General features: G+C 61.3%; 29 protein-coding genes, 1 tRNA gene and 1 pseudogene. 20 read left to right on the forward strand and 11 right to left on the reverse strand.

All coding sequences use genetic code 11. The features are described from left to right. Window positions 1–789, forward strand: a complete 789-nt coding sequence (locus tag ACM42_RS06430) for a DUF1365 domain-containing protein (protein WP_271527106.1) — start codon at window positions 1–3, stop codon at window positions 787–789. Between the two features lie 3 nt (window positions 790–792). Next, the gene (locus ACM42_RS06435) at window positions 793–2,010 is read left to right on the forward strand and encodes an SAM-dependent methyltransferase (protein ID WP_271527107.1); all 1,218 of its coding nucleotides are present in this window, start codon (window positions 793–795) and stop codon (window positions 2,008–2,010) included. Between the two features lie 164 nt (window positions 2,011–2,174). On the opposite strand, the gene ACM42_RS06440 is transcribed toward ACM42_RS06435, so the two are convergent. The 5 genes from ACM42_RS06440 to ACM42_RS06460 form a co-directional block, all read right to left on the reverse strand. Continuing rightward, on the reverse strand, window positions 2,175–2,954 hold the full coding sequence (locus tag ACM42_RS06440) for a DUF2182 domain-containing protein (RefSeq protein WP_271527108.1): 780 nt from the start codon (window positions 2,952–2,954) through the stop codon (window positions 2,175–2,177). Between the two features lie 123 nt (window positions 2,955–3,077). Then, window positions 3,078–3,710 (reverse strand): DUF1326 domain-containing protein, encoded by a 633-nt coding sequence (locus tag ACM42_RS06445; RefSeq protein ID WP_271527109.1) that lies wholly within the window; start codon window positions 3,708–3,710, stop codon window positions 3,078–3,080. 535 nt (window positions 3,711–4,245) lie between these two features. Continuing rightward, on the reverse strand, window positions 4,246–4,881 hold the full coding sequence (locus ACM42_RS06450) for a response regulator (protein WP_271527110.1): 636 nt from the start codon (window positions 4,879–4,881) through the stop codon (window positions 4,246–4,248). 164 nt (window positions 4,882–5,045) lie between these two features. Beyond that, window positions 5,046–5,678: a response regulator gene (locus tag ACM42_RS06455; RefSeq protein ID WP_028180108.1), complete on the reverse strand. Its 633-nt coding sequence runs from the start codon at window positions 5,676–5,678 to the stop codon at window positions 5,046–5,048. Between the two features lie 81 nt (window positions 5,679–5,759). Continuing rightward, window positions 5,760–6,953 (reverse strand): sensor histidine kinase, encoded by a 1,194-nt coding sequence (locus tag ACM42_RS06460; protein ID WP_271527111.1) that lies wholly within the window; start codon window positions 6,951–6,953, stop codon window positions 5,760–5,762. 711 nt (window positions 6,954–7,664) lie between these two features. Between ACM42_RS06460 and ACM42_RS06465 the strand changes: the two genes are divergently transcribed. After that, window positions 7,665–8,168 (forward strand): DUF1269 domain-containing protein, encoded by a 504-nt coding sequence (locus ACM42_RS06465; protein WP_271527112.1) that lies wholly within the window; start codon window positions 7,665–7,667, stop codon window positions 8,166–8,168. A gap of 19 nt (window positions 8,169–8,187) precedes the next feature. Here the strand turns inward: ACM42_RS06465 and ACM42_RS06470 are convergent, their stop codons facing one another. Further along, window positions 8,188–8,898, reverse strand: a complete 711-nt coding sequence (locus tag ACM42_RS06470; RefSeq protein ID WP_271527113.1) for a Bax inhibitor-1/YccA family protein — start codon at window positions 8,896–8,898, stop codon at window positions 8,188–8,190. Window positions 8,899–9,135: 237 nt separating this feature from the next. On the opposite strand from ACM42_RS06470, the gene ACM42_RS06475 reads away from it, so the two are divergent. The 15 genes from ACM42_RS06475 to ACM42_RS06545 all read left to right on the forward strand — a co-directional run bounded on the left by ACM42_RS06475 (window position 9,136) and on the right by ACM42_RS06545 (window position 21,581). Next, the gene (locus ACM42_RS06475; protein ID WP_028180104.1) at window positions 9,136–9,327 is read left to right on the forward strand and encodes a DUF6894 family protein; all 192 of its coding nucleotides are present in this window, start codon (window positions 9,136–9,138) and stop codon (window positions 9,325–9,327) included. Between the two features lie 165 nt (window positions 9,328–9,492). Beyond that, window positions 9,493–9,729, forward strand: coding sequence for a hypothetical protein (locus ACM42_RS06480; protein ID WP_271527114.1), 237 nt, complete (start codon window positions 9,493–9,495; stop codon window positions 9,727–9,729). 57 nt (window positions 9,730–9,786) lie between these two features. Next, window positions 9,787–10,917, forward strand: a complete 1,131-nt coding sequence (locus ACM42_RS06485; RefSeq protein ID WP_271527115.1) for an AI-2E family transporter — start codon at window positions 9,787–9,789, stop codon at window positions 10,915–10,917. Further along, entirely contained in the window at window positions 10,914–11,513 is a 600-nt protein-coding gene (locus tag ACM42_RS06490) for a hypothetical protein (protein WP_271527116.1), read from the forward strand. Before ACM42_RS06485 ends, ACM42_RS06490 begins: the two co-directional genes overlap by 4 nt. Further along, window positions 11,514–11,999, forward strand: a complete 486-nt coding sequence (locus ACM42_RS06495) for a DUF992 domain-containing protein (protein ID WP_271527117.1) — start codon at window positions 11,514–11,516, stop codon at window positions 11,997–11,999. Between the two features lie 144 nt (window positions 12,000–12,143). Further along, the gene (locus ACM42_RS06500) at window positions 12,144–12,701 is read left to right on the forward strand and encodes an HdeD family acid-resistance protein (protein ID WP_028180099.1); all 558 of its coding nucleotides are present in this window, start codon (window positions 12,144–12,146) and stop codon (window positions 12,699–12,701) included. 771 nt (window positions 12,702–13,472) lie between these two features. Then, window positions 13,473–13,775, forward strand: coding sequence for an urease subunit gamma (locus ACM42_RS06505; protein ID WP_035678625.1), 303 nt, complete (start codon window positions 13,473–13,475; stop codon window positions 13,773–13,775). Window positions 13,776–13,795: 20 nt separating this feature from the next. Continuing rightward, window positions 13,796–14,245: an urease subunit beta gene (locus ACM42_RS06510; protein ID WP_271527118.1), complete on the forward strand. Its 450-nt coding sequence runs from the start codon at window positions 13,796–13,798 to the stop codon at window positions 14,243–14,245. A 27-nt stretch (window positions 14,246–14,272) separates the two neighbouring features. Further along, entirely contained in the window at window positions 14,273–15,994 is a 1,722-nt protein-coding gene (locus ACM42_RS06515; protein WP_271527119.1) for an urease subunit alpha, read from the forward strand. A gap of 10 nt (window positions 15,995–16,004) precedes the next feature. Further along, window positions 16,005–16,691 carry an urease accessory protein UreE gene (ureE, locus tag ACM42_RS06520; protein WP_271527120.1) on the forward strand — a complete coding sequence of 229 codons (687 nt, stop codon included), beginning with the start codon at window positions 16,005–16,007 and terminating at the stop codon, window positions 16,689–16,691. Then, the gene (locus tag ACM42_RS06525) at window positions 16,675–17,394 is read left to right on the forward strand and encodes an urease accessory protein UreF (RefSeq protein ID WP_442868904.1); all 720 of its coding nucleotides are present in this window, start codon (window positions 16,675–16,677) and stop codon (window positions 17,392–17,394) included. The genes ureE and ACM42_RS06525 overlap by 17 nt, the downstream gene beginning before the upstream one ends. A 15-nt stretch (window positions 17,395–17,409) precedes the next feature. After that, window positions 17,410–18,054, forward strand: coding sequence for an urease accessory protein UreG (ureG, locus tag ACM42_RS06530; RefSeq protein WP_271527122.1), 645 nt, complete (start codon window positions 17,410–17,412; stop codon window positions 18,052–18,054). Continuing rightward, the gene (locus ACM42_RS06535; protein WP_271527123.1) at window positions 18,051–18,998 is read left to right on the forward strand and encodes an urease accessory protein UreD; all 948 of its coding nucleotides are present in this window, start codon (window positions 18,051–18,053) and stop codon (window positions 18,996–18,998) included. Before ureG ends, ACM42_RS06535 begins: the two co-directional genes overlap by 4 nt. Before the next feature lie 55 nt (window positions 18,999–19,053). Beyond that, entirely contained in the window at window positions 19,054–20,061 is a 1,008-nt protein-coding gene (gene yut / locus ACM42_RS06540; protein WP_271527124.1) for an urea transporter, read from the forward strand. A gap of 74 nt (window positions 20,062–20,135) precedes the next feature. Further along, complete coding sequence (locus ACM42_RS06545; RefSeq protein ID WP_271527125.1) at window positions 20,136–21,581, forward strand: GntP family permease; 1,446 nt, start codon at window positions 20,136–20,138, stop codon at window positions 21,579–21,581. A gap of 396 nt (window positions 21,582–21,977) precedes the next feature. On the opposite strand, the gene ACM42_RS06550 is transcribed toward ACM42_RS06545, so the two are convergent. Then, entirely contained in the window at window positions 21,978–22,613 is a 636-nt protein-coding gene (locus ACM42_RS06550) for a response regulator transcription factor (protein ID WP_271527126.1), read from the reverse strand. Between the two features lie 243 nt (window positions 22,614–22,856). Between ACM42_RS06550 and ACM42_RS06555 the strand changes: the two are divergent. Together ACM42_RS06555 and ACM42_RS38655 are read left to right on the forward strand one after the other, a co-directional pair. Beyond that, a pseudogene (locus ACM42_RS06555) lies at window positions 22,857–23,338 on the forward strand (amidohydrolase family protein); the annotation flags it as partial. A gap of 4 nt (window positions 23,339–23,342) precedes the next feature. After that, the gene (locus ACM42_RS38655; RefSeq protein ID WP_442868896.1) at window positions 23,343–23,552 is read left to right on the forward strand and encodes a hypothetical protein; all 210 of its coding nucleotides are present in this window, start codon (window positions 23,343–23,345) and stop codon (window positions 23,550–23,552) included. A 274-nt stretch (window positions 23,553–23,826) separates the two neighbouring features. On the opposite strand, the gene ACM42_RS06565 is transcribed toward ACM42_RS38655, so the two are convergent. From ACM42_RS06565 to ACM42_RS06580, 4 genes are all read right to left on the reverse strand, one after another. Continuing rightward, a tRNA-Phe gene (locus tag ACM42_RS06565) sits at window positions 23,827–23,902 on the reverse strand. A gap of 186 nt (window positions 23,903–24,088) precedes the next feature. Further along, window positions 24,089–24,271 (reverse strand): DNA gyrase inhibitor YacG, encoded by a 183-nt coding sequence (yacG, locus tag ACM42_RS06570; protein WP_271527127.1) that lies wholly within the window; start codon window positions 24,269–24,271, stop codon window positions 24,089–24,091. A 170-nt stretch (window positions 24,272–24,441) separates the two neighbouring features. Next, a complete protein-coding gene (locus tag ACM42_RS06575; RefSeq protein ID WP_194390142.1) occupies window positions 24,442–25,071 on the reverse strand; it encodes a Maf-like protein in 630 nt (209 codons plus the stop codon). A 238-nt stretch (window positions 25,072–25,309) separates the two neighbouring features. Next, the gene (locus ACM42_RS06580; RefSeq protein ID WP_271527128.1) at window positions 25,310–25,777 is read right to left on the reverse strand and encodes an arsenate-mycothiol transferase ArsC; all 468 of its coding nucleotides are present in this window, start codon (window positions 25,775–25,777) and stop codon (window positions 25,310–25,312) included. Between the last annotated feature and the right edge of the window lie 30 nt (window positions 25,778–25,807).

A 25,807-nucleotide genomic window follows, 5' to 3' on the forward strand; every position in this document is an offset into this window, starting at 1 on the left:
ATGGTCCTAACGAACCCGACGAGAGCGGAAAATGCGATAGCGCCCGCCGCGCTCTACTGGGGAAAAGTGATGCACGCGCGATGGCGGCCCGTGCAGCACAGGTTCAGCTACCGCGTGATGAGCCTGCTGATCGATCTCGATCGCTTGAACGAAGCAAACCGTCAGTCCAGGCTGTTTGGCGTCAATCGAGCAGCACTCTTCAGCTTCCACGAGCGCGATCACGGTGAAGGCAAGAGCCCGTGCCTCGGCCGGCACGTCCGAGGACTGGCAGCGGAGCGTGGCATCGATCTCTCCGGAGGCCGCATTCTCCTTCTCTGTTATCCCCGGGTTTTGGGCTACGTGTTCAACCCGCTTTCGGTCTATTTCTGCTATGGCGCGTCCGGCGATCTCGCGCTGTTGATATACGAGGTCCGCAACACCTTCGGAGAGATGCATTCCTACATCCTGCCCGTGCACGATGCGCGATCAGGCTGTACAGTACGACAAAGCCAGGCGAAGGAGTTTTACGTTTCACCTTTCATGGAAATGGAGACGCAATACCGCTTCAGCATTTCTCCGCCCGAGCAAGATGTGAGGGTCAGAATCCTGCAGACGAGCGAGCAGGGCGCGATGTTTGCGGCAGCGTTCCGCGGACGACGCCACCCTCTGACCAGCCACTCGCTATTGGCGGCGCTGTTCGGTCTGCCCTTCCTGACTTTCAAGGTGATCGCAGCCATCCACTGGGAAGCGATGCGGCTTTGGCTGAAAGGTGCTCCGTACCTGCCCCGTTTGAAACAACGCGAGATTTAAACCATGGACCTCGCAGCCACGCGTCAGGCCGTTCAATTCGATGGTGTCCCATTCCTTGCCCGACTGGCACTGCGCCTTGCATCGCAGATCAGGTACGGCACGGTTCATGTGCGCCTTCCCGACCAGAGAACCGTCACGTTGCGCGGCCGGCTTCCGGGTCCGTCGGCCACCATCGAGCTCAACAACTACAGGTTCGCGCGCAGCCTCGTCATGGGTGGCGACATCGGCATGGCCGAGGCTTACATTCGAGGCGATTGGACCACGCCCGATCTCACCCAGCTTCTCTACGTGTTCTGTCTCAACGAAGAGCTGGTCGACAGTGCCTTTGCCGGGAACATGCTGGTCCGGTTCTGCCGGCGGATGCTTCATCGACTGCGCCGGAACACGAGACAGGGGTCGAGGCACAACATCCATTCGCATTACGATCTTGGAAACGAGTTCTTCGCTGCGTGGCTCGATTCGAGCATGACCTACTCGTCGGCTCTGTTCCCGGCCGAGACGGCCGACCTGCCCGCTGCTCAACATCACAAATACGAACAACTGGCGAAAGCCATCGAATTGCGGCCCGGTCAGAGCGTGCTCGAGATCGGATGCGGTTGGGGCGGCTTTGCCGAGTTTGCCGCGAAGACTTACGGTGCGAGCGTGGTGGCCCTGACCATCAGCAAGGAGCAGCACGAATTTGCTCGTCGACGAATCCACGAAGCTGGGCTCGCCGAAAAGGTCCAGGTCCGGTTGCAGGATTATCGCGACCAGGAAGGCCATTTCGACCGCATCGCCTCCATCGAGATGATCGAGGCCGTCGGCGAGCAATTCTGGCCAGCATACTTCAATCAGCTGAACCGGCGGCTCAAGCCGGGCGGTCTGGCAGGCATCCAGGCCATCACGGTCCGCGACGAGCTCTTTGACAGCTATCGGCAGCGCGTGGACTTCATCCAGAGGTACATCTTTCCGGGAGGGATGCTTCCCTCGACGAATATCCTGCGCTCGCTTGGCGAACGCTTCGAGGTGCCTGTCATTCGCGAGCGTGTGTTTGGACAAGACTATGCAAAGACGATCGCACTCTGGCGCGAGAACTTCGGCAGGGCATGGGGCGACCTGACCTCGCTCGGGTTCGACGAGCCCTTCCGCCGGCTGTGGGAATATTATCTGTGCTATTGCGAGGCAGGGTTCAGGGCCGGAAAGATCGACGTGGGGCAGTTGATATTTGCCCGTCAAAGCTGATGCGTTTCAGACGCCCGTCTGCAAGAGTGCGGTATCTTAGTGCACGATCCAGAGAAAGTGCGCAGCGGTTTTCCGAAAGGATCATCCTCAAACAAACATCCAAAGCGCGATGACGATTCATCCCGGTCTCATCGCGGTTCAGCAGCGCTCGCGGTCTTCGGGCCTCACACCGCATGCGCGAGAACGATTGCGCCGGACAGGATGAGGATCCCGCCTGCCGCATAGCTCAATCTTCGGCCGAACGGCAGCAGCTTCTCGCCGGCGACATAGAGCATGAGGCCGACGATCCAGACCAGGTTCATCACGCCGCCGACAAACAGCAAGGCCATCAGAAACCAACAGCAGCCGACGCAGTAGCTGCCGTGGCGCAGCCCCATGCGGAATGCCCCGCGCGTGCCGGGCCGCCAATGCCGGCTGAGAAACAACAGCGGGCTCTCGCAGTACCGCAGGCAGGCGCGCTTGAGCGGCGTGAACTGGTAAAGCCCCGCGGCTAGCAAGATGACGCCGCCCAGAACCGCGCTGGTGCTTGCCATCGCCATCGACAGGAGGCCGAGGCGTTCAAGTGCCCATTGTGCCAGGACGGCAGCGAGACTGAACCCAGCCCATGTCACGAGGTATCCGGCGAGAAAGATCCAGGCATCGATTGTTGCGCGGGATGCAGTCTCGTCCTTGTGCCGGATCGTCGCATACAACAGGACCGTAGGCCCCGCGCTCGGCGCCATCATCGCGATCATCATCACCCACCACATCGCGAACAGCAGCGCGGCAGAGCGCAGCGTCCACGGCATCGGGGCCATGTCCGGCATCTCGGCCATCATGTCGGTGTCCATGCCGGCGCCGCCCATGAGATAGACCCAGGCGAGCGCCGCCACGACGGCGGTCCCGATCGCGACGATCAAGCGATCGCGGTGGAGCAGATGTTCCAGTATCGCGCGCCCGTGCATAGGTTGGCCCGCCAGCGCAGTGACGAATCGGGGAGCCGGACCTTCATCCTTCGCGACGCGCGTGTCGCGCTCCCGGAAGATGACGAGCTGACACCGAGGTGCGGCCCCGATGTCAGCGCCGCATCACGCCGCGACGCCCTCGGGCGTCTGCACCACATTGGCGAGCGAACTGTGCGTGCCCTGGGTCTCGAACTGGATCGCGCCGGTCGAGCGAATGTTGGCGGACGCAATCTCGGCAGCCCTGTGCTCGAAGCCCTCGGGCATGACCACTTGAACTCGATGTGGAGCACCGGTCACGGGATTCTTGATCGGCTCCACCTCGGTCTCGAGCACCTCGCCGGCGACGAGTTTTGCGACACGACCATCCCTGTCGAAGGAAAATTCGAACGGCGCGAAAATCGGATCGTGAATGGTCGTCACGATCAGGCTGAAGATGTGGAACAGCGTGCCCTCGGCCGAATACTTGCCCGACAGAATATTGAACAGCGCCTGTCGCTGCTCCGGTGTGGCGCGTTCGTCAACGATGGGCTGCATCTTGCCGTTACCTTGATGCAGCGCGCCGGGGAAATCCACCACGACCGCAAAACAAAGGCCATCGAGCTTGACGCCCTCAAAATGCCCCGTCGTGATCCGCATGCCGACCATGCCTTTGCAATAGCCGCGGGTCGGTAGAGCATTGAAATCGCAGGGGCAGCCAAACGCGCAATTGCAATTCTTCATCCATTCGCCTTCGAGACGCCAGTCCGATGCAGCCATGGCACATCTCCCAATGTGAGCGGGGACGCGGCAGTCGTTGACGAATTTGTTCAGCGTTCTTGTCGAGGCAATGCGAAAAGGCGCGAGCGGGATCGAGGTCCGATCAGAAGTCCGGCATCGCAGAAGAGTTGGTGGCGAACTGCCGTCTACCGTCCAATGGCGGGCATCATATCAGCGGCAGCCGGGCCCGTATAGCGAACAAGGGTCGTGGTTCAGCAGCGGTCGCAGCTCGGTGATGTCAGGGAAATGGTGCGCCATTCCGGATAAAATTGCGAACTCGTATATGGTTGAAATTGCATTATAAAATAGCCGATTCAAGATCTCCGCCAAGCCTAACGAGACGATCCGCAGGCTGGCTCGTGCTGGTGCCTGCTGGAACTCCAGCCAAGCGCTTCCACGACTCCCACCCTGGAATTGGCGGCCTCAGCGCGTCGCCACGTCACCTGGCACAGTCCAACCATCCCAAGCCGGCCCAACCAGGACCGTTCCCCGCAAGCGGCGGGTCATCAGCTCTGCTCCAAGATCAGGCATCCGATCATGGCGAAACCAACTTCTTGCGGATCGCATAGCGTACCAGTTCAGCGGTCGACGACATGCCGAGCTTGCGCATTGCCGAGGCGCGATGCGTTTCCACAGTCTTCACACTCAGCTTCAAGATCGCACTTATGGACCTGTTGGTATGTCCCTCCGCAATCAACTGAACCACGTTCTGCTCGCGCGAGGTCAGCAGCCTGGCTGATTGGTTCCGCGCATTGACCTGGTACTCATGGAGCAGCTTTTCGAGCAGAACGCTGGTGAAATAGGGTTTGCCGTCAAGCAGCGCTTCAATCGCCGAAATCAGGTGTTTCCGGGCATCAGACTTGAACAAGAACCCGCGAACGCCTGCCGAGATCGCTTCTGTCAGGAGTTCCTCCGTCTCGTGCATCGTCAGAACCAGCACTTCCGTGCGCAGATGAAGCGACCTGAGCCGACGGCTGACAGCCAAGCCGTTCATGAGGGGCATCGAGTAGTCGATGATCGCGATGTCCGGCCTCGTCTCAAGGGCCAATGCGACGGCCTGCTCGCCGTTGATCGCCTCTCCACACACGATCCAGTTGGAGCGCGTCTCCACGATCGCGCGAAGCCCGGAACGTACGACCTCATGGTCATCCGCAACCAAGATGCGTTTCACGGCGTCGTTCCCGTTTGCCGACTCCGGCCTGTCGGGCAGGCGACGGAGACGACCGGCAGCATTTGCGAGCGATTATACCGATCCCGCCCAATAGGATTATCCCGGATAACCCTGAGGTGTCCCGGCCAAGATACTGACGCGACCGAAGTCCGCCAAAAAAACCATCATGCGTCGACCAGTCCTGCACGAACCGCGTACCGGACCAACCCCGCCGTGGAATTCACATTCAGTTTATGCATTGCAGCCGCCCGATGAGCTTCGGTTGTCTTGAGGCTGAGGTTCAAGATGACGCTAATGTTCTTGTTGCTGTATCCCTCCGCAACCAGCTTGACGACAAGCTGCTCCCGCGGGGTGAGTGGACGATTCTTGCCGTCATCCCCGCCCAGTCGTCTGCTATCGAATTCGTTCGGGCAAACCCCGCTGGAGAATGGCCTGTGCAGCAGAAGCGACTCAACGGCCGCCAACAGCAGCTTGTTGGCGTCCGACTTCGAGAGGAACGCACGGGCACCGGCCTCAAAGGCCTCATGAGCGAGCAGGCTGGAGTTATGCACCGTGAAGATCAGGACTTCGGTCTGCAATGGATAGTTTCTGATCCGCCTCGCGACCTCCACGCCAGTCATTCGCGGCATCGAAAAGTCGAGAATCGCGACGTGCGGCCGGCTTTCAATGGCCGCGGCGATCGCCTTGCCGCCATCACTGGCTTCAGCCACCACCTCCCAACCTGGCCGTTGCTCCAGCACTGCGCGCAAGCCAGACCGCACCGCATCATGGTCGTCCGCGATAAGAAGCCGCTTCATGACAAAGTACTCCAAGGTCTTTTTCTTGACGGCGCGGTCCCAAGTTGAAGGTTCCAAGCGATTTCCAGTCGGCGCTGGTAATCAATGTTCTTTCCTATTGCGTACCTGCAAGCGCGGTATGGGCTTCCGCCGGCTATGTGTATCCCCGACGGGACCATGCGGAACGATTGCGCACAACTTTGTGCCGGACTGCCCCATTGCCGGCGTAGACCTGATATCCAGGGTGCCTCCGACCTGTTGCAGCCTCGCTCTCATTACGGGAATTCCCACCCCAATCGGCATGGAGCTCGCGCCCTTCCTCGCAGGATCGGTCGCAAAACCACGTCCATTGTCACTGATCGTCAGCCGGAAATGGAGGCCCGCCGTGTTGATGACAATTCTCGCCTCCGTCGCTCTGGCATGGCGAACTACGTTCGTGAGAGCCTCCTGAACGACACGCAGCAGTGCGTGTTTCGTTTGATGGGACAATTGATCTACGTCGGATACGATCCTCGTATGAATCTGCAGCGATGTACGCGCCGCAATTCCCTCTGCGTACTGCTCGATTGCCGCCTTCAGACCATGGACCGTCAGATTTTGTGGATGCAGCAGATAGGCAAAGCCACGGATCTCCTTGAGAGCTTTATCAATTGACGTATCGATTTCGTCGCAAAGTTGCTGCGACCGGGACTTGTCCGTTAGGCTGGTCCGCAACCGCATGAGGCCCAGACTCGCAGCAATCAAATATTGGCAAGTCGAATCGTGGAGATCGGACGCTATCCGCTCCTGAATGCCATCCTGGATCGATATCAAGCTGATGTTGGCATGCGCCTGATCGGCAGCTTCAGTAACAATTTCACAACGACCGTCACACGCGGCACGATGATGTCCCATGAGCCGGATAACGCGACCGACCATGGGATCGACGATCGGTACAACAGTGGTCTCCACCATCCGCCGCGGGCCGCCCAACGCAAGATGCTGGCGAACTCTGACCTCTTTGCCTTGTGCGACGCACGCCCGAAAGGCTTCGGACACCGATATAGCGTCGTCCTTCCTCATAAAATCAGAGATATCCTTGTCGTAAATGTCCTCAGAAGACAGCCCAAGACAAGCCTCGAACGCGGGATTGGCTCCCTCGTATATGAAGCGCCCTCCATAAGAAGGGCGTACAAGGAAAAGAAGATCCGTCGAAGACCGCCAATAGAGCTGGTCGTTCGCCGCTGCCGGCCCGATTTGCTGCCATTCGCAGACGGCGGCTTTCTTCAATTTAGGATTGCGGGAGCCATGCAGCATTGTACGCGCTCCTCTCTGTGGCCCCGCCCGAGAGCTTATCCCCAAGACCAGATCATACACCTGAAGGTAGCACCACACCAGAGGGTAGCACTACCTTAGATTAAAACCCTCAATAGGACACCTTGCACAGGCAGGCGGTCCGCGGGAGCAGCCAGGGAGACTCTTGCCACGGGGGCGCGACGATCTCAAAATTCGGATAAACGAATATGGCGCGACCGTCGCGAAGGTGGTTTCGGAAAGGCTTCGCTGACACATAATAGATGCATAGATGCACTCGAGAACATCATTTTCGGGTCGTTGCAGCCGTTGAAAATGCGCGCTTCGATCTAGTATCGCAGCGGGATTTTCTTTGCGCGAATTTTGCTTTCGTCCGCATGACGGCTTGTCTGGGTCGGCGCAGCGACACGACGAAGCGGACCATAGGAGATCCGAAGCATCCACGCGACGATGGTGGCGATCAAATGAGAAGGCCGGCTTTGCTGCCGGCCGGAGGCTTCATGACGCCGAGCGTTAGCGGCTCGGCGAGCGCTTGGGCACACGCAGGCGTCGTGCTCAAGAACAGGGAATGCTCAATTGCATGTGCGAGCCCACGACATGGGGACATTCAGCCACCACGCCTAGGGGTTCCTCCGATTCCGAAGCTGACCTTTGCACCGTAACGTCGGCCCTGATGTTCCGCTCCGCATGTTCTAGAACTTACAGGAGGCCTCCATGTCCGATCTGGTTGCGATCGTGTATCCGTCCGAGGCGAAGGCCGAAGAGGTGCGTCAACGACTGCTCAGGCTGCAGAAAGAATATCTGATTACGATCAGCGACGCCGTGATCGCCGTGAAGACGGACTCGGGCGGCATCAAGCTCAATCAACTCGTCAACACGACCGCCATGGGCGCGATGACAGGAAGCTTCTGGGGGCTTCTGATCGGCGTTCTCTTTCTCAATCCGATCCTGGGCGTCGCTGTGGGCGCAGCCTCGGGTGCTCTCGGTGGCGCTCTGTCGGACTTCGGCATCGATGACAAATTCATGAAGGAATTGGCCGCAAATCTCCAGACCGGAAACGCGGCCCTGTTCGTTCTGATCAAGCACATGACCGCGGACAAGGTGATCAAGGAGATCAAGGACGCCGGCGGCGTCGTGCTCAAGACGTCTCTCGACGACACCAAGGAAAAGGCTTTGCGCGACGCCTTGGCCAGCGCCGTCGAGCGGCCGGCGGCATGAGCCGCCGGCTTTCCCCGCCTCAGCGTCGGCCGCCCGCCAGCCGCAACAGCATCATGAACAGGTTTATGAAATTGAGATAGAGCGACAGCGCGGCCAAGACTGACTTGCGACCTGCAGAGGTCTGGTCATCCGCGCTGTCGTACATCGCCTTGATCCGCTGCGTATCGTAGGCCGTGAGCCCGGCAAACACGCCGACGCCGACGATCGAGATCAGCCAGTCGAGCGCACTCGACCACAGGAACAGATTGACCAGGCTCGCGATGATGATTCCGATCAGGCCCATGAACAGGAAGGTGCCGAGCCCGGAGAGATCGCGTCTGGTCGTATATCCAAAAAGGCTGAGCGCGCCGAAACTGGCGGCTGCGATGAAAAACACGCGAGCGATCGACGAGCTGGTGTAGATGTGCAGCAGCATCGAGAGCGATATGCCGATCAAGCCTGCATAGACGAAGAACAGAAGCCGCGCCGTCGGTGCCGACAGCGTATTGATGCGCGAGCCGATGAAGAACACCAGCGCAAGCGGCGCCAGGATGACGACCCACATCAATGGGCTCTCCAGCCAGGCCGGATCGGTAATCTGATAGGTGAGCCAGGCGACGACGGCGGTAAAGCCGACGCCGGCGCCCATGTAGGTGTAGATGCGCAGCATGTAGTCACGCAATCCGGCATCCACCGCAATCGCGCGGCCCGCCGTCTCCGCAGCCGCCAGGTTCTGGTCAAAATTGGACATCGCTGCCTCCTCTGGAACTTGCCCCAGCGAGGCCACGCTATCCCTTCGGCCTGCGGAACGGCATCGGACGATGACCCGAATTGCCGCGGTGAAACCACCTGCTCCGGATACGCTCGCCCGCTGCTCGCGTTACAGTCCCGCAAGACAGGAACCTGCCCAGTCGGCTGAGCCCTTTGGCGTAGATTCCTTACGCCTTTGTCACTTGGAAGCAGCAGCCCGTCTGCCCTAATCCGGGGCATGCGCTTCTTCTTTCACATTGCCGACAAGTACGGTGTCTGTCCCGATGGGATTGGACAAGACTGCGCCGATCAGGATGCCGCCATCCGCCACGCCCGGCACCTCGCCGCCGAGCTCGCCAGGGCCGGCGAGTTCTTCCGCGGCAGTGTCGTGCTCGTTGCCCGGCAGCCGGATCCGACCTCCGCTTCCTGAGCGTCCGGCGCGCCTGCCGATTTCCTGCCCTCGCCGCCTACAGAGAATCCCTGATGTGCGCACATGACGCGCACTTCTAAGGTCGCGGGGTGGTGCCGGACTCTGCGCGCAGGCCGACGGAGCCAGGCGATCTGAGCCGTGGTCCCCCGACCACAGGAGGCGAGTATGAACATTCACGCCATTGGGCGCGCCTTGGTCCTGAGCGGATGGGTGGCTGTTGTCATGCCGTCCCTTTCGGTCGCGCAGCCGAAGGACAACACCGCGACGCCGCAAAAAGAGCCTAGTGCGGTTGCGCCAAAGGAGGCGGCACCCAACACCAATACCAGTCCTTTCAAGCACCGCTACTGGCGCCATCGCGGCGGCAGGCACCCGCACTATGGTAGCCGTCGCGTTCGCACCTGAGGGATCGCCGACCTGGTCGTCACATCTGAGCGTCACTCCCTGGCAATGGACCGAGCGATGAGCGATTCCAGGATGGGAACAGACAGATTCCGCGAGGTCGTTCTGCACGAGAATCCTGCTGACCAGGCCGGAAAAACCGGACGGCCGAGCATGCTGGCGGTCGGCCTTACCTTGCTTGCCACGGGCGTCGCTCTCTTCCTGGTATGGCAAACCGTCTCCAGTCTGCTGATTGTCTTTGCGGGCGTGTTGTTCGCAGCCTTTCTTGATGCTTTGACGCGGGCTCTAGCCCCAGTCATTCCCATCAAACGCGTCTGGCGCTTGACGCTCGTTATCTTGCTGCTGTTCCTGCTGTCCGGTTTTGGACTGGCCTGGGGCGCAGGCAAGTTGCCGGAACAGACACGCCTGCTGTTGAAGGTCATGGATGCCCAAATCGACGTGCTCCAGACACACTTACTGTCATATGGCGTGGACCTGCTCGGTCCGGAATGGGGCCGCGACTTTGCGCAATGGCTGTTCGCGGATCAGGTGCGCTTCCTCAGCCACGCTCAATTTCTGCTGGGTGGGGCATCGAGCCTTTTGACCGCCGTTCTCGTGATTCTGTTCCTCGGGATTCTCTTTGCCTACGATCCCACCAGCCATCGAGAGAGCGTGGTCGTGTTGGTCAAACACTCGTACCGCGCCCGCGCTCGCGCCGTGATGGACGAGATGGGCAGCGTCATGCGGCTGTGGTTCGTCGGTCAATTGATCCGCGTCATCCTGATGACACTCTGCGTATGGATCGCGCTCTATCTCATAGGACTGCCCGCTCCTTTCGTGCTTGGGATTCAGGCAGGTTTGTCAAATTTCATTCCCTATCTCGGGCCGATCGTCGCCGCGATCCCGATCGCGCTCGTCGCGATGCCGCTGGGGACCTCGCTGCTGATCTGGGCCGTCGTCGTCTACACGATCATCCAGTCGATCGAAGGTCACGTGATCGGCCCGCTGATCCAACGACAGGCGGTCGAGACCCCTCCGGCCTGGACATTGGTTGCGATCGTCCTCCTCGGCGCGCTGTTCGGCGTTATGGGGGTCGCCGTTGCCATGCCGTTGGTCGCCGTCGGCCGCGTCGCAATCATCAGGCTCTATGTCGAAGATTACATCGGCGATGATCTCAAGCCGGCTCTGACAGCCGCGAGTGAGCATCCATGAGCGGGATTGATGTGCAGCAAAGTCATACTCCAGAACGTCCCTTGGCGCGTTCCCGGAGGTACCGTTTCCTGTGGCAGCAGCTTCCCTATGCCGTAGCGCTGCTGCTCGCCATCGCCGGCGTCGCCTATACCAACATCTCGCACCAACCCCTGACCGGCTATTGGGAATTCCTGGCACTTGCCTTCGGCGTGGTCTGCGTCCTTACCAAGTGGTCGGAGATCGAAGGCAAGGAGAACCAGTTCCGCTTGATCTGGACGCAGGCCCTGCACTGGATCGCGGTTCTGGTCACGATGAACATCATGCTGATCTCCGGCGTACAGCAGTTGCTTCCCACCCCGGCGACCAGCCTTGTCCTGCTGACGTTGCTTGCACTCGGCACGTTCCTTGCGGGCGTGAACCTGCTGTCTCCGCAGATTTCCTTTCTAGGTCTCGCGATGGCCGCCGCCGTTCCAGCGATATCCTGGCTCAAACAGTCCGTTTTTTTCTTCCTTCTCGGCGCCGTACTGCTGATCGGCCTCGCCATCTCGTTCTGGCTGCGCCAGGACCGGCGGCCCTCACAGGTCCCCGCCGGAATGAACAAGCAGGCGGAGGATTGAATGCAAAAGTTGCGATATCTTGCAGTCATCGGTGTGTCGACCTTGCTTTGCGCTATCACCTCGCCCGTGCGGGCTGAGACGTTCAGGGTCGGCAGGCTGTTGTGCCTGTCTACGCCTCGAGTTGGGCTGGTGCTTGGGTCGGCGCAGTCGTTGCGCTGTGTGTTCTACGCGCGGCGTCCACCCCGGCAGTACATCTACGAGGGACGGATCAGACGCGTCGGCCTTGATTTCGGCGTGACCAGTGCGGGCACGCTGTCCTGGGCCGTGTTTGCCAAGAACTCGCGGATCGGTCCCGGAACATTGCGCGGCAGCTATGTGGGCGCGAGCGGCAGCCTCGCCGTCGGCCCGGGCCTCGGCGCCAACGTTCTGATAGGCGGCTCTCGCCGTACCGTCGTCCTGCAGCCGCTGTCGATAGAGCGGTCGATCGGGATCAACTTGGCGGCGGGGGTGACCCACTTGACGTTGGGCCCGCGAGGCCGGCGATAAGCCGTCACCGTGCCGTTCCCGGAACCTGTGGTCCCATTCACACATACGCACATTCCCGATCCGCGGTTCAGGGTTTCGTCGGATGTCCATCTTGCTGATCAAAAACTAGCATCCGAAACGTGCCGATCAGATCTGGAGGATGGCATGACAGTCTTTGACAGCCGGTCAGGAATCGAAGCTCTAGGGCCTCCGCCAGTCTGGGTTTGCGCTCTGCTTGGCATTATCTTGATCGCCGCCGGCGCCGCCGCCCTCGGCGATGTTGTGTTTGCGACTATCGTCAGCGTCAAGTTCATCGGGCTGACCGCCATCGCGGCCGGCGCGTTCGAGATCGCACACGCGTTCTGGACGAAAGGGTGGGGCGGTTTCCTCTGGCAGATCGTGCTCGGCGCGCTTTATCTCGCCTTCGGTCTCGTGCTGCTCGCCCAACCCGCCTCCGGCGCGCTGATCCTGACCTATGTCCTCGGCGCGGTGCTGTTCGCATCGGGCATCATCCGATGCATTCTGAGCTTTGCCTATTGGGGGCAGAACGGCTGGATCATGCTGATTTCTGGCGCCTTCGCGGTGCTGGCGGGCGTGCTGATCCTGTTCCGCTTCCCCACGATCAGCGATTGGGCGCTCGGCTTCCTGCTCGGTGTCGACTTGATCGTGCATGGCCTGGCATGGCTGCGCTACGCGCTGCAATCGGGGCGCAGGACAGCATGACAATGACAGCATGACAATGAAGGAGAAAGCGATGAACGCTCCAACCCGACGCGCTTTCCTTGGCCTTGCACAGAATGCCGTTGTCGCCGCGGCGATCGGCGCCATCGGTGTCCACCTCGTTGGCGTCGCGGAGGCGATGCCGATCGACTCTGATCTCGCGAAAGCCGGGGAGCCGACGGACTTCGTGCGGCGGGCGCAGTGGTGGGGACCGCCCCCGCCTCCACCTCCTCGTCCGGGCTGGGGACACCCATACAGGCGACGCCGTCGCCGCTGGGTCTGCTGGTGGCATCGCGGTCGTCGGGTGTGCGGATGGCGGTAAGGCCTGAAATGCCCCTTGCCAACCGCGCAAATTCAAAGAGCCAGCTTCGTCCCGGCGCCCCATTCAGCCGTCATTGACAGAACGGAGGCGACAATCTGCGCGTGTGAAGGATGTCGTCCAGCGGTCGTGCGCGGGGGCCGTACGCCACGAAGCCGTGGACACGAGCCAGGCAACCGCGAACAACCCGAGGAGGCCGTCGCCGCCGAAACTCACGTCACTGACTGTGAATAACATCGTCGTGACCACCACGACGGTGGAATGGCCCAGCGCAAAATAAAGGCCCGCGCTCCATACTGAGAAAATCAAGCGCTACCAGGCCAAGCGCTACGACATTCCGCTCGCTAGGTATTTCCCAATCCGTGACTAGGTAGAAGCCCCATTGCCTGTTTCGGCGAGCGTCTGCATGACTAGCCATGTCAGCCTGCCCTTCGCCAGCAGCTCAGGAGGACTGTATGCAACTAACGCCGAGAGAATTCGACAAGCTGCTTGTCTACATGGTGGCTGACGTTGCGCTGAAGCGACAAGCCAAAGGCCTGAAGCTGAACTACCCAGAGGCCGTAGCCGTCATCTCGGCGACCGCTCTCGATGGTGCCCGTGCAGGGAAGACAATCGAAGATGTGACCAATGAAGCACGCACCGTCCTGAGCAAGGCCGATGTGATGGATGGCGTCGCCGATCTCATTCCAATGGTTCAGATCGAGGCGGTATTTACCGACGGAAGCCGTTTGGTGACCGTACATACGCCGATCCAATGACAGCCTAGCAGGAGCTCAACATGGCTGGACCCAAGGCCGGTCCCAAGATTGCCGCCGATGTCGACCCGGCGACGGTCGATGTACCGATAGGTGGCTACATCTACGGCCCGTCTGCGATCTCGTTCGACGCAGATCGCCCCGTGACGACACTCAAGGTGCGCAACGCGGGAGACCGGCCGATACAGGTTGGATCGCACTTTCACTTCTTCGAAGTCAATCGCGCGCTGGAATTCGATCGCGCAGCCGCCTTCGGGCTGCACCTCAATATTCCTTCCTCGACGGCGACCAGATTCGAGCCCGGCGACGAGCGCGAGGTTGAGCTCGTTCCATATGGCGGCAAGCGTGCCGTCTATGGTTTTAACAATCTCGTCGACGGTCCTACCGCCGGCCCGGACGCCGCCACGGTCAAATCCGAGGCGGTGGCACAGGCGACGGGGCGCGGCTTCCGCTCCGTCAAGACGAAGGCCTGACACTCCTATTCTCGAGCGGGGGCGAACATGGCGACCATATCGCGACAAGAATATGTCGGCCTGTTCGGTCCGACGACCGGCGATCGCATCCGATTGGGTGATACAGGGCTATTCGTCGAGATCGAGCGCGATTTGCGCGGTGGATATGGCGACGAAATCGTTTTCGGCGGCGGCAAGAGCATGCGCGAAGGCATGGGTATGGACAATCAGGTGACGCGGGCGGGTGGCGCTCCCGACCTCGTGATTACCAACGTCACCGTGATCGACGCGGTGCTCGGCGTCGTGAAGGCGGATGTGGGCATCAAGGATGGCCGCATCTGTGCCATCGGCAAGTCCGGCAATCCGCAGATCATGGACCGTGTCACGCCCGGGCTCGAGATAGGTCTGGCCACCGACGCCATCTCGGGTTCGCATCTCATCCTGACAGCCGCCGGGATCGACACGCACATTCACTTCATTTCTCCGCAGCAGGCGCAGGCTGCACTCTCAAACGGCACGACGACGTTGATCGGCGGTGGCACGGGCCCTTCCGACGGCTCCAATGCGACGACGGTGACATCCGGTCCCGGCAACATCACCATGATGTTGCGCGCGTTCGAGGATTGGCCTCTCAACGTCGGCATCCTCGGCAAGGGTCACGGACACGGCAAGGCGGCCCTCATCGAACAGATCGAGGCGGGCGCAGTCGGCGTGAAGTGTCACGAAGACTGGGGCACCACTCCGGCGGTGCTGCGGTCCGCTCTGACCGTAGCCGACGAGACGGACACGCAGGTCTGCATTCATACCGATACCCTGAACGAATCCGGCTTCATCGACGACTCGATCGAGGCGTTCGAGGGACGGACGGTCCACTCGTTCCACACCGAGGGGTCCGGCGGCGGCCATGCGCCGGACATCATCAAGATCGCTGGCCTTCCCAACGTCCTGCCGTCTTCGACGAACCCCACGCTTCCCTACGGCATCAACTCGCAGGCGGAGCTCTACGACATGATCATGGTCTGTCACCACCTCAGTCCGGACATTCCGTCCGATGTGGCGTTCACGGAGAGCCGCATCAGGGCTGAGACCATCGCGGCGGAAAACGTTCTTCAGGATCTCGGGATTATCTCGATGTTCTCGAGCGACTCCCAAGCCATGGGCCGCATCGGGGAATGTTGGCTGCGTTGCATCCAGACCGCCGATGCAATGAAGACCGGCCGCGGCAAGCTTCCGGAGGACGCGCCCGGCAACGACAATTTCCGGGTGCTGCGCTACGTAGCGAAGATCACGATCAATCCCGCCATTGCACACGGCCTTAGCGAAGTGCTCGGCTCAGTGGAGGTCGGCAAGATCGCGGACCTCGTCCTGTGGGAGCCTGCTTTCTTCGGCGCAAAGCCCAAGATCGTGATCAAGAACGGCTTCATCAGCTGGGCGGTCATGGGTGATCCGAACGCGTCGCTCCCGACGCCCCAGCCCACCTATTATCGGGCCATGTTCGGAACCCAGGGTAGCGCGCTGGCGGAGAACTGCATCACGTTCGTCTCCGGCGCAGCGCACGCCGCCGGGATCAAGGAGCGGCTGGGACTCCGCAGGCAGGTGATGCCGGTGCGCAATGTACGCAATATCGGCAAGAGAAATATGGTCCGAAACACCGGCACGCCGAAGATCGAAGTCAGTCCGGAAACCTTTGCCGTGACAGTCGACGGCAAGCACGCGACCGTGCCCCCCCTAGAGACGGTGTCGTTGAACCAGAAATACTTCTTCAGTTGAGGCGCCTGGCATGATCCTGATCGATACAATCGTGGGCAGCATCGACGACCATGAATGGGCGGAGCGCTTGTCATCCGCCGATACCGACTTGCTCGAGATCGACCAATGGGAAGCGCAGAAGAGCCGCTTCCGCAAGACGACGGTCAAGGGTGTGCAAGTCGCAATCTCGATCGACCGCGGGACCCACATCCGCGATGGAGACGTCTTGCTTTGGGATGCCCATGCGCGCTCCGCGATCGTTGCGCGAATCGAGTTGCGTGACGTGATGATCGTGCATCTGGACGAACTGATGAGGCTTGCGCCGAAGCTGGCGATGCGGACATGCGTGGAACTGGGCCACGCAATGGGCAACCAGCATTGGCCCGCGCTTGTCAAGGACACGGTCGTCTATGTCCCGCTCACAGTCGACCGCAAGGTGATGGCGTCCGTCATGAACACGCACCGCTTCGAGGGACTCCGCTACGAGTTCGTACCCGGCCGGGATGTCATCCCCTATCTTGCTCCACATGAATCACGGCGGCTCTTCGGTGGAGCGGAAGGACCTGTGCATTCCCACACGCACGAGAGCTACGCTGGCATCGAGCCCGACGGTGGCCACGTTCACCGACATCCGCCAACGCGCCGCGATGTGGGCTCGGGAGATCCGACGCAAGCATCGCCTGCAAACGGCCGGTCCGCGCATGACCATCGCGAATGAGGGCGCCAAAGCAGCAGACAGCGCCGCATTTCTCTCGCGGATGTTGCAGTTCGGCGATTCAATGTTCCCCATCGGCGCATTCTCGTTTTCTTCCGGAGTGGAATCCGCGATCCAGGAAGGCGTCGTCACCAATGCTGCTACGCTCCGCGCGTTCACACACACTGCGCTCGAGCAGGCGGCACGCAGCGACTGCATCGCGCTGATCGCCGCGCATCGCGCGGCAACGGCAAATGACGTTGACACGCTCTCCCGGATCGACGCGCAGGTCTACGCCCGCAAGCTTTCCGGAGAGGCACGGTCGATGTCGGTTCGCATGGGCAAGAAGTTCACGGAGATGGGTGTGGAGGTGGTCGGCGCTCCGCTACTTCGCACGTGGCGTGAGCACATTGAAGCGTCCGTGACTCCGGGCTGCTACCCAGTAGCGCTGGCGATCGGCTTTGCCGTTCAGTTTCTGCCCGCCAGCCAGGCGTTCGTCGTTCATCAGTACGGAGTTGCGACGACAATCCTCGGAGCGGCCCTAAGGCTGATGAGGGTCAGCCACATCGATACGCAGAAGATTCTCTACGAGCTCACTCGGAAGGCAGAAGAGGCATACCCCGCCGCCGCGGCAGCACGGCTTCCAGACATGGCCAGTTTTGCTCCGCTGACGGAAATCCTGGCCGCCGTCCACACCAGAGCGCACGTCCGGCTATTCATGAACTGACGAATGGAGCTCGGAATGTCGAAGAACATCACGCGCATCGGCATCGGCGGCCCGGTCGGGTCAGGGAAGACCGCGATCGTGGAAGCCATCACGCCCTGTCTGCTCGATCTCGGCATCAAAGTGCTCATCATCACGAATGACGTGGTCACGACCGAGGACGCCAAGCACGTCCAGCGCACGCTCAAGGGTATTTTGATCCAGGAGCGCATCCTCGGCGTCGAGACGGGGGCATGCCCGCATACTGCGGTCCGTGAAGACCCGAGTATGAACCTCGCGGCCGTCGAGGACATGGAGCGGCGCTTTCCGGACAGCGATGTGGTGCTGATCGAAAGTGGAGGCGATAATCTGACCCTGACATTCTCTCCGGCGCTGGTGGACTACTTCATCTACGTGATCGACGTCGCCGCGGGCGACAAGATACCACGAAAGAACGGTCCCGGCATCACGTACTCCGACGTCCTGGTCATCAACAAGACCGATCTTGCGCCCCACGTAGGGGCCAGCCTCGAGGTCATGAAGCGGGATTCGCAGTTGATGCGTGGCCTCAAGCCGTTTCTGTTCACGAACTGCAAGACGGGGGAAGGCATTCCCGAATTGGTCGCGCTGATCGAGCGGGAGTTCTTGTTCGATGTCCAACGGCAGCTACGGCGTCCGGCATGATACCCGCGACCTTTCCCTGGGCCCGCGCCGAAGCCATCGCTGCATCGAGCCCGGAGTTTGCCCCGTTCCAGGACGAGCCGCCTCAGATGAGGAGCGGGGCGGTCGGCAAGACGGGCTTCCTGCGCCTGGGCCTGGAACACCGCTCTGGTCGAACTGTTCTGGCGAAGCTGGAACGGCGCGCGCCCTACATGGTGCAACGCGCGCTCTATTGCGACGAGGAAATGCCAGGTCTGGCCTGCCTTTTCCTGATCACGACGACGGGTTGCGTGCTGCAGGGAGACAGGCTCGCCCTCGACATCACCCTCGCTCCGCGGGCGCAGGCGCACATCACCTCGCAATCCGCGACCAAGATCCACGCGATGGACGCCAACTATGCGGCGCAAAGCCAGACCATCACGCTAGCCGATGATGCCTACCTGGAGTTTCTTCCAGATCCCGTGATCCCGCATCGGCATTCACGTTATCTCAGCGATACGCAGATCTTAGTGGCGCCTTCGGCTACGCTGCTTATGTCCGAGATCATTCAGCCCGGCCGCAAGCACCATCGTCCAGACGAATGCTTCGGCGCCACGATCCTGTCGATCGCGACGTCCGGCGCACGCCCCGATGGTCGTGTCCTGTTCGCGGAGAAGCTGGTCATCGAGCCGCAGCGGTATGCGATGCGGCAGACCGGCGTGATGGACGCCTTCGACGTGTTCGCCAACGTGATTCTGTGCGTCCCCAAGGACAAGGCCGAGCGGATCCACGAGCGGGCCGGCGCCGATGTGGACCTCGTGAACAACTTGGCGTTCGGCGCGTGTCGCCTGCCCAATGACGCCGGGCTGGTATTCAAGGTGCTGGGCCGCGAGACCGCACAAGTGAAGGCCAAGGTTCGCGAGTTTTGGGCAGTGGTCCGCGAGGAGATCATCGGGGCCGCACTACCTCCGCCGTATCTTTGGCGCTAGCGGGCACCGAGCGTTGATCGCCCATAGCAGTGATTGCACGTTCGAGGAGGCAGCAATGGAAAAGATCTTGGCAGGGTGGGAGAACCTCTGCGGATCCTCCGCCATGTTACGGTTCCTGGACATCAATTTACGCAGCATCGGGCAAGTTATGTTTCAGAACAACCCGCTGACCGGGATGCTCTTCCTTGCTGCAATTGTCTGGGGATCATATGCATCTGGCGCTCCACGAGTGGCAATTGCGGGTGTGGTCGCGGTCATCGCGGCAAACCTGACCGCAGAGCTGCTCCACGTCGATACCGACTCGCTCCATGCTGGACTCTATGGCTTCAACGGCATCCTCGTCGGCCTTGCGCTGGCGACGTTCTTGGCTCCCGGGCTGCTCCTTTGGGTGTATGTGGTACTGGGAGCGGCCGTATCCGTCGTCGTGATGCTGGGGACAACCAATGCCGTCAAGCCGTGGGGCGGCGCTCTCACATTTCCGTTCGTGCTCACAACTTGGCTTCTCTTGCTGGCCACATATGGATTTTCCGGCCTCGCGGGAGCAGCGCTGCCGACCGGCAGGGTTGTTACGGCATTCCAGGCCTACCAAGGAAGCCCGCTCCAGCTGATTGACCTTGTCCAAGGCGTGTTCCTCAGCATCTCGCAAGTCTTCCTGAAGGCTAGCAGCATCGCCGCGCTGCTCCTGTTTGCGGGGCTCGCCGTGAGCTCGCTCGCAGCCGCGGCCCTCGCTCTCGGGGGCGCGATCTTAGCCGTGCTGACGGCCCATCTTTTCGGCGCGGAGAGCGACCTGATCACCGGCGGCCTCCTCGGGTTCAGCCCGGTCCTGACTGCGATCGCACTTGGTACCGTCTTTTATCAGCCGAGTTGGCGCGTCGTGGTCTACACCGCCCTTGGCACGATGTTCACGGTCATCGTCCAGTCGGCCTTGAACGTTGCGCTGTCCCCGTTCGCCATTCCGGCCCTGACGGCACCTTTCGTCCTGGTGACTTGGCTCTTCCTGCTGCCGCGGCAACGCCTCGAGCCGGTATCCGCCGTAGTGCGCGATGTGGAAAAGCCTGCCTGATTTTCATGGGGCTGTGCGTGAGCAAGACAGCGACAGCTCCCTCATTGACCTCGGATCTATCGGAGTAGCTAATCATGGGACTCTTTGGGGTACTGCTCGGCTTAGCTCTCCTCATGTGGCTCGCCTACCGCGGGTGGAGTATCTTGCTGGTGTCTCCGATCGCGGCGCTCATCGTCGCCATGTTCTCGGAGGAACCGCTGCTCGCTCACTGGACGCAGACCTTCATGCCGGGAGCGGCGCGATTTGTGGCGCAATGGTTCCCACTGTTTCTGCTCGGCGGATTGTTCGGCAAGTTCATGGGCGACAGCGGCTCGGTCAGCGCGATCGCGCAGTATTTGACCAAGAAATTGGGAGCCAGCCACACGATGCTCGCGGTGGTGGCAGCCTCGGCGATCGTGACCTATGGCGGCGTGAGCGTGTTCGTCGCATTCTTCGTGCTGGCCCCTCTGGCTCACGAGATGTTCCGGGCCGCGAATCTGCCGCGCCGATTGATACCGGCAGCGGTCGGACTCGGTGCATTCACCTTCACTATGTCGGTGATGCCGGGAACCCCCTCGGTCAATAACGCGATTCCGATGCCATATTTCGGCACCACCACCTTTGCGGCACCCGGGCTGAGTCTCATCGCGTCGGCCATCATCATAGTTTTCGGCATGTGGTGGCTTGGCCGTGCCGAGGCTGCAGCGCGCAAAGCTGGCGAAGGCTACGCTGGCGAGGCAGTAACCGCGCCGGTCGTCAACGAGATGGTCCGCGAGCAAGCGGCGCCGGCGGGTGACTTCGATCCTGCCGAGTTGCAGCATGGCAAGCCGGCCGAGAGCGGGCCGCCCTTCGTCCTGGCCATACTGCCCATCGTCGTCGTTATCGTCACCAATTTCCTGATGGCGCTCGTCGTATTCCCACGGCTCGATTTTTCGTACCTGTCCGAGCCTCGCTGGGGCGGTATTACGATCGGGGCAGTCTCCGGCGTCTGGTCAGTTTTGGTGGCTCTCGCGTTGGCAAATCTGACGGTCATGCTCATCAACTTTCGACGCTTGCCGTCCGTGCGCGAAACTCTCGACGCGGGTGCGAATTCTGCTGCCATGCCGATGCTGATGATCGCCAGTCTTGTCGGCTTCGGCGCGGTCGTTGCCGCAGTGCCGGCATTTGCGCTAGTCCGCGATGCGGTATTCTCGGTTCAGGGAGGACCACTGGTCTCATTGGCACTCTCCATGAATGTGCTGGCTGCCTTGACCGGTACTGCTTCGGGCGGCATGGCGATTGTGCTCAATGCATTTGGCGCTGACTTCATGCGCCTTGCCACTGATTATCATATCGATCCCGAGTTGATGCATCGCATAACGACGATGAGCGCCGGTACCCTGGACGCGCTGCCCCACAACGGCACGGTGTTGCTGCTACTGCAAATCAGCGGTCTTACTCACCGTGAGAGCTATCTGGACATGGTGATGACGGTGATCGTCAGCTGCATCATCGCGCTTGCCGCCGTCCTCGTCCTGGGGTCGATCTTCGGATCGTTTTGAGTCGCAGGGGTCGTCGCCCTGATCGGCGGTGGATATGCCCCAATATCTCGGCATCTCGCGCCCCGCGCGCCGCATGCTATCGTATCAACGACAGTATCTGGAGGACACAGGATGGGAGCGGCGCTGCGGGTGCGGTACCAGCACTGACTATGCCGCCAATAGTAGCTGTGCCGACGTCGATGACGCGAATTGGCGCCGGCGATCGCTCCCGCGGTAGCGCCTATTGCAGCGCCACGTCGTCCGCCAACGGCCCCGCCAATGATTGCACCTGAAACGGCTCTCCGCGCGGCGTGATTTGTGCGAAGACCTCAGTAGTGGAAATCGTTGTCGCAAGGTCGACTAGAAGGAGCCGGATCAGCACTCGCAGCATGTTGCGCCCCTCGCCGATCACGTGCTTCAGAGCCCGACCAGCTTCTTGCGAATCGCATAGCGGACCAGCTCGGCCGTCGACGACATCCCCAGCTTGCGCATGACCGATGCGCGGTGCGTCTCAACCGTCTTCACACGCACCTTCAGTATCGCACCAATGGATCTATTGGTGTGTCCCTCTGAAATAAGCTGAACCACGCTCTGCTCGCGCGAAGTGAGCAGCATGTCTGACCTGTTGTGCCTGTTAGACTGATAGTCATGAAGCAACTTCTCGAGGAGAACACCCGTAAAATATGGATTGCCATCCAGCAGCGCCTCTATCGCGGAGATCAAGTGCTTCCTTGCGTCGGACTTGAACAGGAAGCCGCGAACCCCGGCCAGAACCGCTTCCGTCAGCAGCTCCTCGCTTTCATGCATCGTTAGTATCAACGGCTCTGTGCGCAAATGCATGGACTTGAGGCGACGGCTGACCTCCAGTCCGTTCATCATCGGCATCGAATAGTCGACGATCACGATGTCCGGGAGCGTCTCCAGTGCCAAAGCGATGGCTTCCTCGCCATTGGTCGCCTCCCCGCTGACGGTCCAGTCGGAGCGGGCCTCCACGATGGCGCGGAGCCCAGCGCGTACAACCTCGTGATCATCCGCAACCACGATACGTTTCACGGTGGTGTTCTCGTGTGCCGGCTTGCGGCCTATGGGCTTTGCGTAAGATTGCCCGCCGCTGATTCGTCGACGATATCGACGATCATTCAGTGCGTTATCCTAGAAAACCCTGATATCATCCGGCGGATACCCGATGGTCTCTGGTCCGTTCATCAATTGACCAGCGGGGACCGGACGCTATTTATCGCTGAGACGCGCCGGCTTGGTCCGCAGCTGCAGAGCCGTGGCCGATGCCGGAGGACCTTGCGAATTCGCCGAGGCAATACCGCCGCGGCGCAGGAACGCTCAGCCGTGACGCTTTTCGAGAACGTCCGCATCTTTGATGGGAAGAGCCAAGCGCTTTCCGCGCCATCGAACGTCCTCGCTCGAGGCAACATCATCGAGCGGATTGCAACCACCGACATTCCGGTCGATCGGCGTGCGGATACCCGCATCATTGCAGGCAGCGGACGCGTGCTGATGCCCGGCCTCAGCGACATGCATTGGCACGCGATGATGGTTCGTCCGACCCCCGCTCAGATGCTGGCGAACGACCTGGGCTATACCACGCTGCTGGCGGGCGCGGAGGCCACCGCCACGCTGATGCGCGGGTTTACGAGCGTCAGGGACATGGCGGTCCCGCCTTCGCGCTCAAGCGCGCGATCGATGAAGGTCTCCTTCCCGGCCCTCGCATCTATCCATCAGGCGCCGTAATCACGGTCACAGGCGGCCATCGGGACTTCCGTGGCGGTGGCAACGGGCACGCCGCTCGGTTGTGGCCATGTCTACGCACCAGAACACTATGTCGATGCGTGGGTTGCGGTAGCCGACATCCCAAATTGGTCTGCTGAAGCACTTACAAGACTTAAGACTCATCTCGGAAGTGCTGCGAGGGCCTCGCTCGGCGCCGGTGGCGACAATCCCTATGTCCACAGGGGAGGGCAATGGCTTGTCATTTAAGGCCTTGCCCCCCAGTGTTGCTACGCATTCGAACCGCGATGGAAGTCGGGCTTGTAGGCGCACCGGCGGACACATCGCCGAAAAGAACCTGCAGGAGGTATCAGGACGCGCAAATTCGGGGACACCGGATGAGTTGGCGATTCGGAAGATCTATTCAGCGCCATCCTGAAGGGTCATCGGTGTCAACCACAGCGCCGTCCGCATCATCAGCTCCAGTGACAAGGCTCGGCCCAAACGGCCAAGCCCGAACCCCGGTTCGCAAATGTTCAGGAAATGGTGCCCAGGGGCGGAATCGAACCACCGACACTGCGATTTTCAGTCGCATGCTCTACCAACTGAGCTACCTGGGCGTGCTCCAAGAGAGGGGCCAAAGCCCATCGAGCGGGCGGTTTATAGTGGGCTCGGGGCGGCCTGTCCACCCACGCTTCGCCTTTGGCTTCGCGGGGCTCGGGCCGGCTGTGCACAAGGTGCGGCCGTCCTGCCATCGCCTACGCGCGGCGCGGCGCCCGCACCTGTAATTAATTGATATTACTTAGCTATTCAACGTCATCCACCTCGTCGTCGCGACCGGGGATGACGTAGGAGCCTTTCAGCCAGCGGTTCAGATCGACGTCGCGGCAGCGCGAGGAGCAGAACGGGCGGGTGGCCTGCGCCTGCGGCTTGCCGCAGATCGGGCAAGTCTTGAGCGGGCCGGCTCGCTTTTTGACTTCGTCGTCCATGACGTCGGTGGCAGCTTACACGGGGTGAAGGAGTTCAAGCGCCTGTCGGCAGCCGGGTTCCCCCCGACGGCAACAGATGCGGTCCGCCTGTGTCCGGAGCGGCGATCCTGCTTTGCATGGGCCTGCCTTCGCGATTCTTGCTGGCGCGCCCACCGGCGCGGCGGCCGCATTCACACCGTGGTGGTGTTGAGCCAGCCGAAACGGATCGGAAACCCCTCACCGCCGAGCAGCGTCGTGGTCTCGTACAGCGGCAGGCCGACGACGTTGGTGTAGGACCCCACCATCTTCACCACGAACGAGCCGGCGATGCCCTGCACGGCGTAGCCGCCGGCTTTTCCGCGCCATTCGCCTGAACCGATATAGGCCTGGATGTCCTCCTCCGACAGACGCTTGAAGCGCACGCGGGTTTCGACGAGGCGCTGGCGGAACGCCTCGCGCGGCGTGACGAGGCAGATCGCGGTGTAGACGCGGTGGTTGCGGCCCGACAGCAGCCGCAGGCATTGCGCGGCTTCGTCGACCAGATTGGCCTTGGGCAGGATGCGCCGACCGACCGCCACCACGGTATCGGCGGCGAGGATGAAGGCGCCGCGCAGCTCGTCGTCCAGCTGCACCGATTTCAGCGCCGCATCGGCCTTGGCACGGGCGAGGCGGTTGGCGCAGGCACGCGGCAGCTCGCCCCGCTTGGGCGTCTCGTCGACATCGGCCGGCCGGAGCGCGTCGGGCTCGATGCCGGCCTGGTTGAGCAGCGACAGGCGACGCGGCGAACCGGAGGCAAGTACGAATTTGGGGCGGCCGAGCATCAGGTGATTTGCGGGATGAAGCGGAGGGGTGAATTGCGCGCGGAACCTATCGGAAGGGGGCTGATTTCACAACCGGGAACCGGAGGTTTGGTGATTCGAGGTGTCCGACATGCCTGTGCCTGCGCTCTGTGACGCGGGTGTTACGGAAGGTCTCGTGTCCCGGACCCGGCGCGGCAGGAGATGGGTCCTCGACTCTGCAGCACATCGTTGCACGCTGCGCTGCGCCGGGAGCACGAGATCACCCTGAGGCCGCGCCCGACTTGGCGAAGCGCCGGCGGATGCGCATCAGGAGCTGATCGCAGACCTCGCGGTAGGCAGCGAGCTTCTGGTCGCGGCTGCCTTCGATGGTGGTGGGATCCTGCGTCGGCCAGTATTCGACCTCGGCCGCGAGTGTCCGCGTCAGCTCCAGCGCCTTGTGATGCGCCTCGGGCGAGAGCGTGATGATGAGGTCGAAATTCAGCCCCTCCCAGTCCTCCAGCTCCTCGAAGGTCTGCGGCTTGTGGGCCGAGATGTCCTGGCCGAGCTCGGCCATCACGGAGACCGCGAATGGATCCAGCTCGCCCTTCCTGGTACCGGCCGACTTCACGTAGAGGCCCTGCGGAAACATGTGCAGCAACAGGCTCTCGGCCATCGGCGAGCGTACGCTGTTCATCGCACAGGCGAACAGCACCGATTGCGGATCGCGTGCGCGTGGCGGACCCGCCATCGCGACTAGACCCTATTGATCGAGGGCATG

This window comes from Bradyrhizobium sp. CCBAU 25338 (genome assembly GCF_028128965.1).
GTDB classification, from domain to species: domain Bacteria; phylum Pseudomonadota; class Alphaproteobacteria; order Rhizobiales; family Xanthobacteraceae; genus Bradyrhizobium; species Bradyrhizobium liaoningense.

Coding starts and splice junctions, on each gene's coding strand:
- ACM42_RS06430 (WP_271527106.1), top strand. CDS start 1: ATGGTCCTAACGAACCCGACGAGAGCGGAAAATGCGATAGCGCCCGCC.
- ACM42_RS06435 (WP_271527107.1), top strand. CDS start 793: ATGGACCTCGCAGCCACGCGTCAGGCCGTTCAATTCGATGGTGTCCCA.
- ACM42_RS06440 (WP_271527108.1), bottom strand. CDS start 2,954: ATGCACGGGCGCGCGATACTGGAACATCTGCTCCACCGCGATCGCTTG.
- ACM42_RS06445 (WP_271527109.1), bottom strand. CDS start 3,710: ATGGCTGCATCGGACTGGCGTCTCGAAGGCGAATGGATGAAGAATTGC.
- ACM42_RS06455 (WP_028180108.1), bottom strand. CDS start 5,678: ATGAAGCGGCTTCTTATCGCGGACGACCATGATGCGGTGCGGTCTGGC.
- ACM42_RS06460 (WP_271527111.1), bottom strand. CDS start 6,953: ATGCTGCATGGCTCCCGCAATCCTAAATTGAAGAAAGCCGCCGTCTGC.
- ACM42_RS06465 (WP_271527112.1), top strand. CDS start 7,665: ATGTCCGATCTGGTTGCGATCGTGTATCCGTCCGAGGCGAAGGCCGAA.
- ACM42_RS06470 (WP_271527113.1), bottom strand. CDS start 8,898: ATGTCCAATTTTGACCAGAACCTGGCGGCTGCGGAGACGGCGGGCCGC.
- ACM42_RS06475 (WP_028180104.1), top strand. CDS start 9,136: ATGCGCTTCTTCTTTCACATTGCCGACAAGTACGGTGTCTGTCCCGAT.
- ACM42_RS06480 (WP_271527114.1), top strand. CDS start 9,493: ATGAACATTCACGCCATTGGGCGCGCCTTGGTCCTGAGCGGATGGGTG.
- ACM42_RS06485 (WP_271527115.1), top strand. CDS start 9,787: ATGAGCGATTCCAGGATGGGAACAGACAGATTCCGCGAGGTCGTTCTG.
- ACM42_RS06490 (WP_271527116.1), top strand. CDS start 10,914: ATGAGCGGGATTGATGTGCAGCAAAGTCATACTCCAGAACGTCCCTTG.
- ACM42_RS06495 (WP_271527117.1), top strand. CDS start 11,514: ATGCAAAAGTTGCGATATCTTGCAGTCATCGGTGTGTCGACCTTGCTT.
- ACM42_RS06500 (WP_028180099.1), top strand. CDS start 12,144: ATGACAGTCTTTGACAGCCGGTCAGGAATCGAAGCTCTAGGGCCTCCG.
- ACM42_RS06505 (WP_035678625.1), top strand. CDS start 13,473: ATGCAACTAACGCCGAGAGAATTCGACAAGCTGCTTGTCTACATGGTG.
- ACM42_RS06510 (WP_271527118.1), top strand. CDS start 13,796: ATGGCTGGACCCAAGGCCGGTCCCAAGATTGCCGCCGATGTCGACCCG.
- ACM42_RS06515 (WP_271527119.1), top strand. CDS start 14,273: ATGGCGACCATATCGCGACAAGAATATGTCGGCCTGTTCGGTCCGACG.
- ureE (WP_271527120.1), top strand. CDS start 16,005: ATGATCCTGATCGATACAATCGTGGGCAGCATCGACGACCATGAATGG.
- ACM42_RS06525 (WP_442868904.1), top strand. CDS start 16,675: ATGACCATCGCGAATGAGGGCGCCAAAGCAGCAGACAGCGCCGCATTT.
- ureG (WP_271527122.1), top strand. CDS start 17,410: ATGTCGAAGAACATCACGCGCATCGGCATCGGCGGCCCGGTCGGGTCA.
- ACM42_RS06535 (WP_271527123.1), top strand. CDS start 18,051: ATGATACCCGCGACCTTTCCCTGGGCCCGCGCCGAAGCCATCGCTGCA.
- yut (WP_271527124.1), top strand. CDS start 19,054: ATGGAAAAGATCTTGGCAGGGTGGGAGAACCTCTGCGGATCCTCCGCC.
- ACM42_RS06545 (WP_271527125.1), top strand. CDS start 20,136: ATGGGACTCTTTGGGGTACTGCTCGGCTTAGCTCTCCTCATGTGGCTC.
- yacG (WP_271527127.1), bottom strand. CDS start 24,271: ATGGACGACGAAGTCAAAAAGCGAGCCGGCCCGCTCAAGACTTGCCCG.
- ACM42_RS06575 (WP_194390142.1), bottom strand. CDS start 25,071: ATGCTCGGCCGCCCCAAATTCGTACTTGCCTCCGGTTCGCCGCGTCGC.
- ACM42_RS06580 (WP_271527128.1), bottom strand. CDS start 25,777: ATGGCGGGTCCGCCACGCGCACGCGATCCGCAATCGGTGCTGTTCGCC.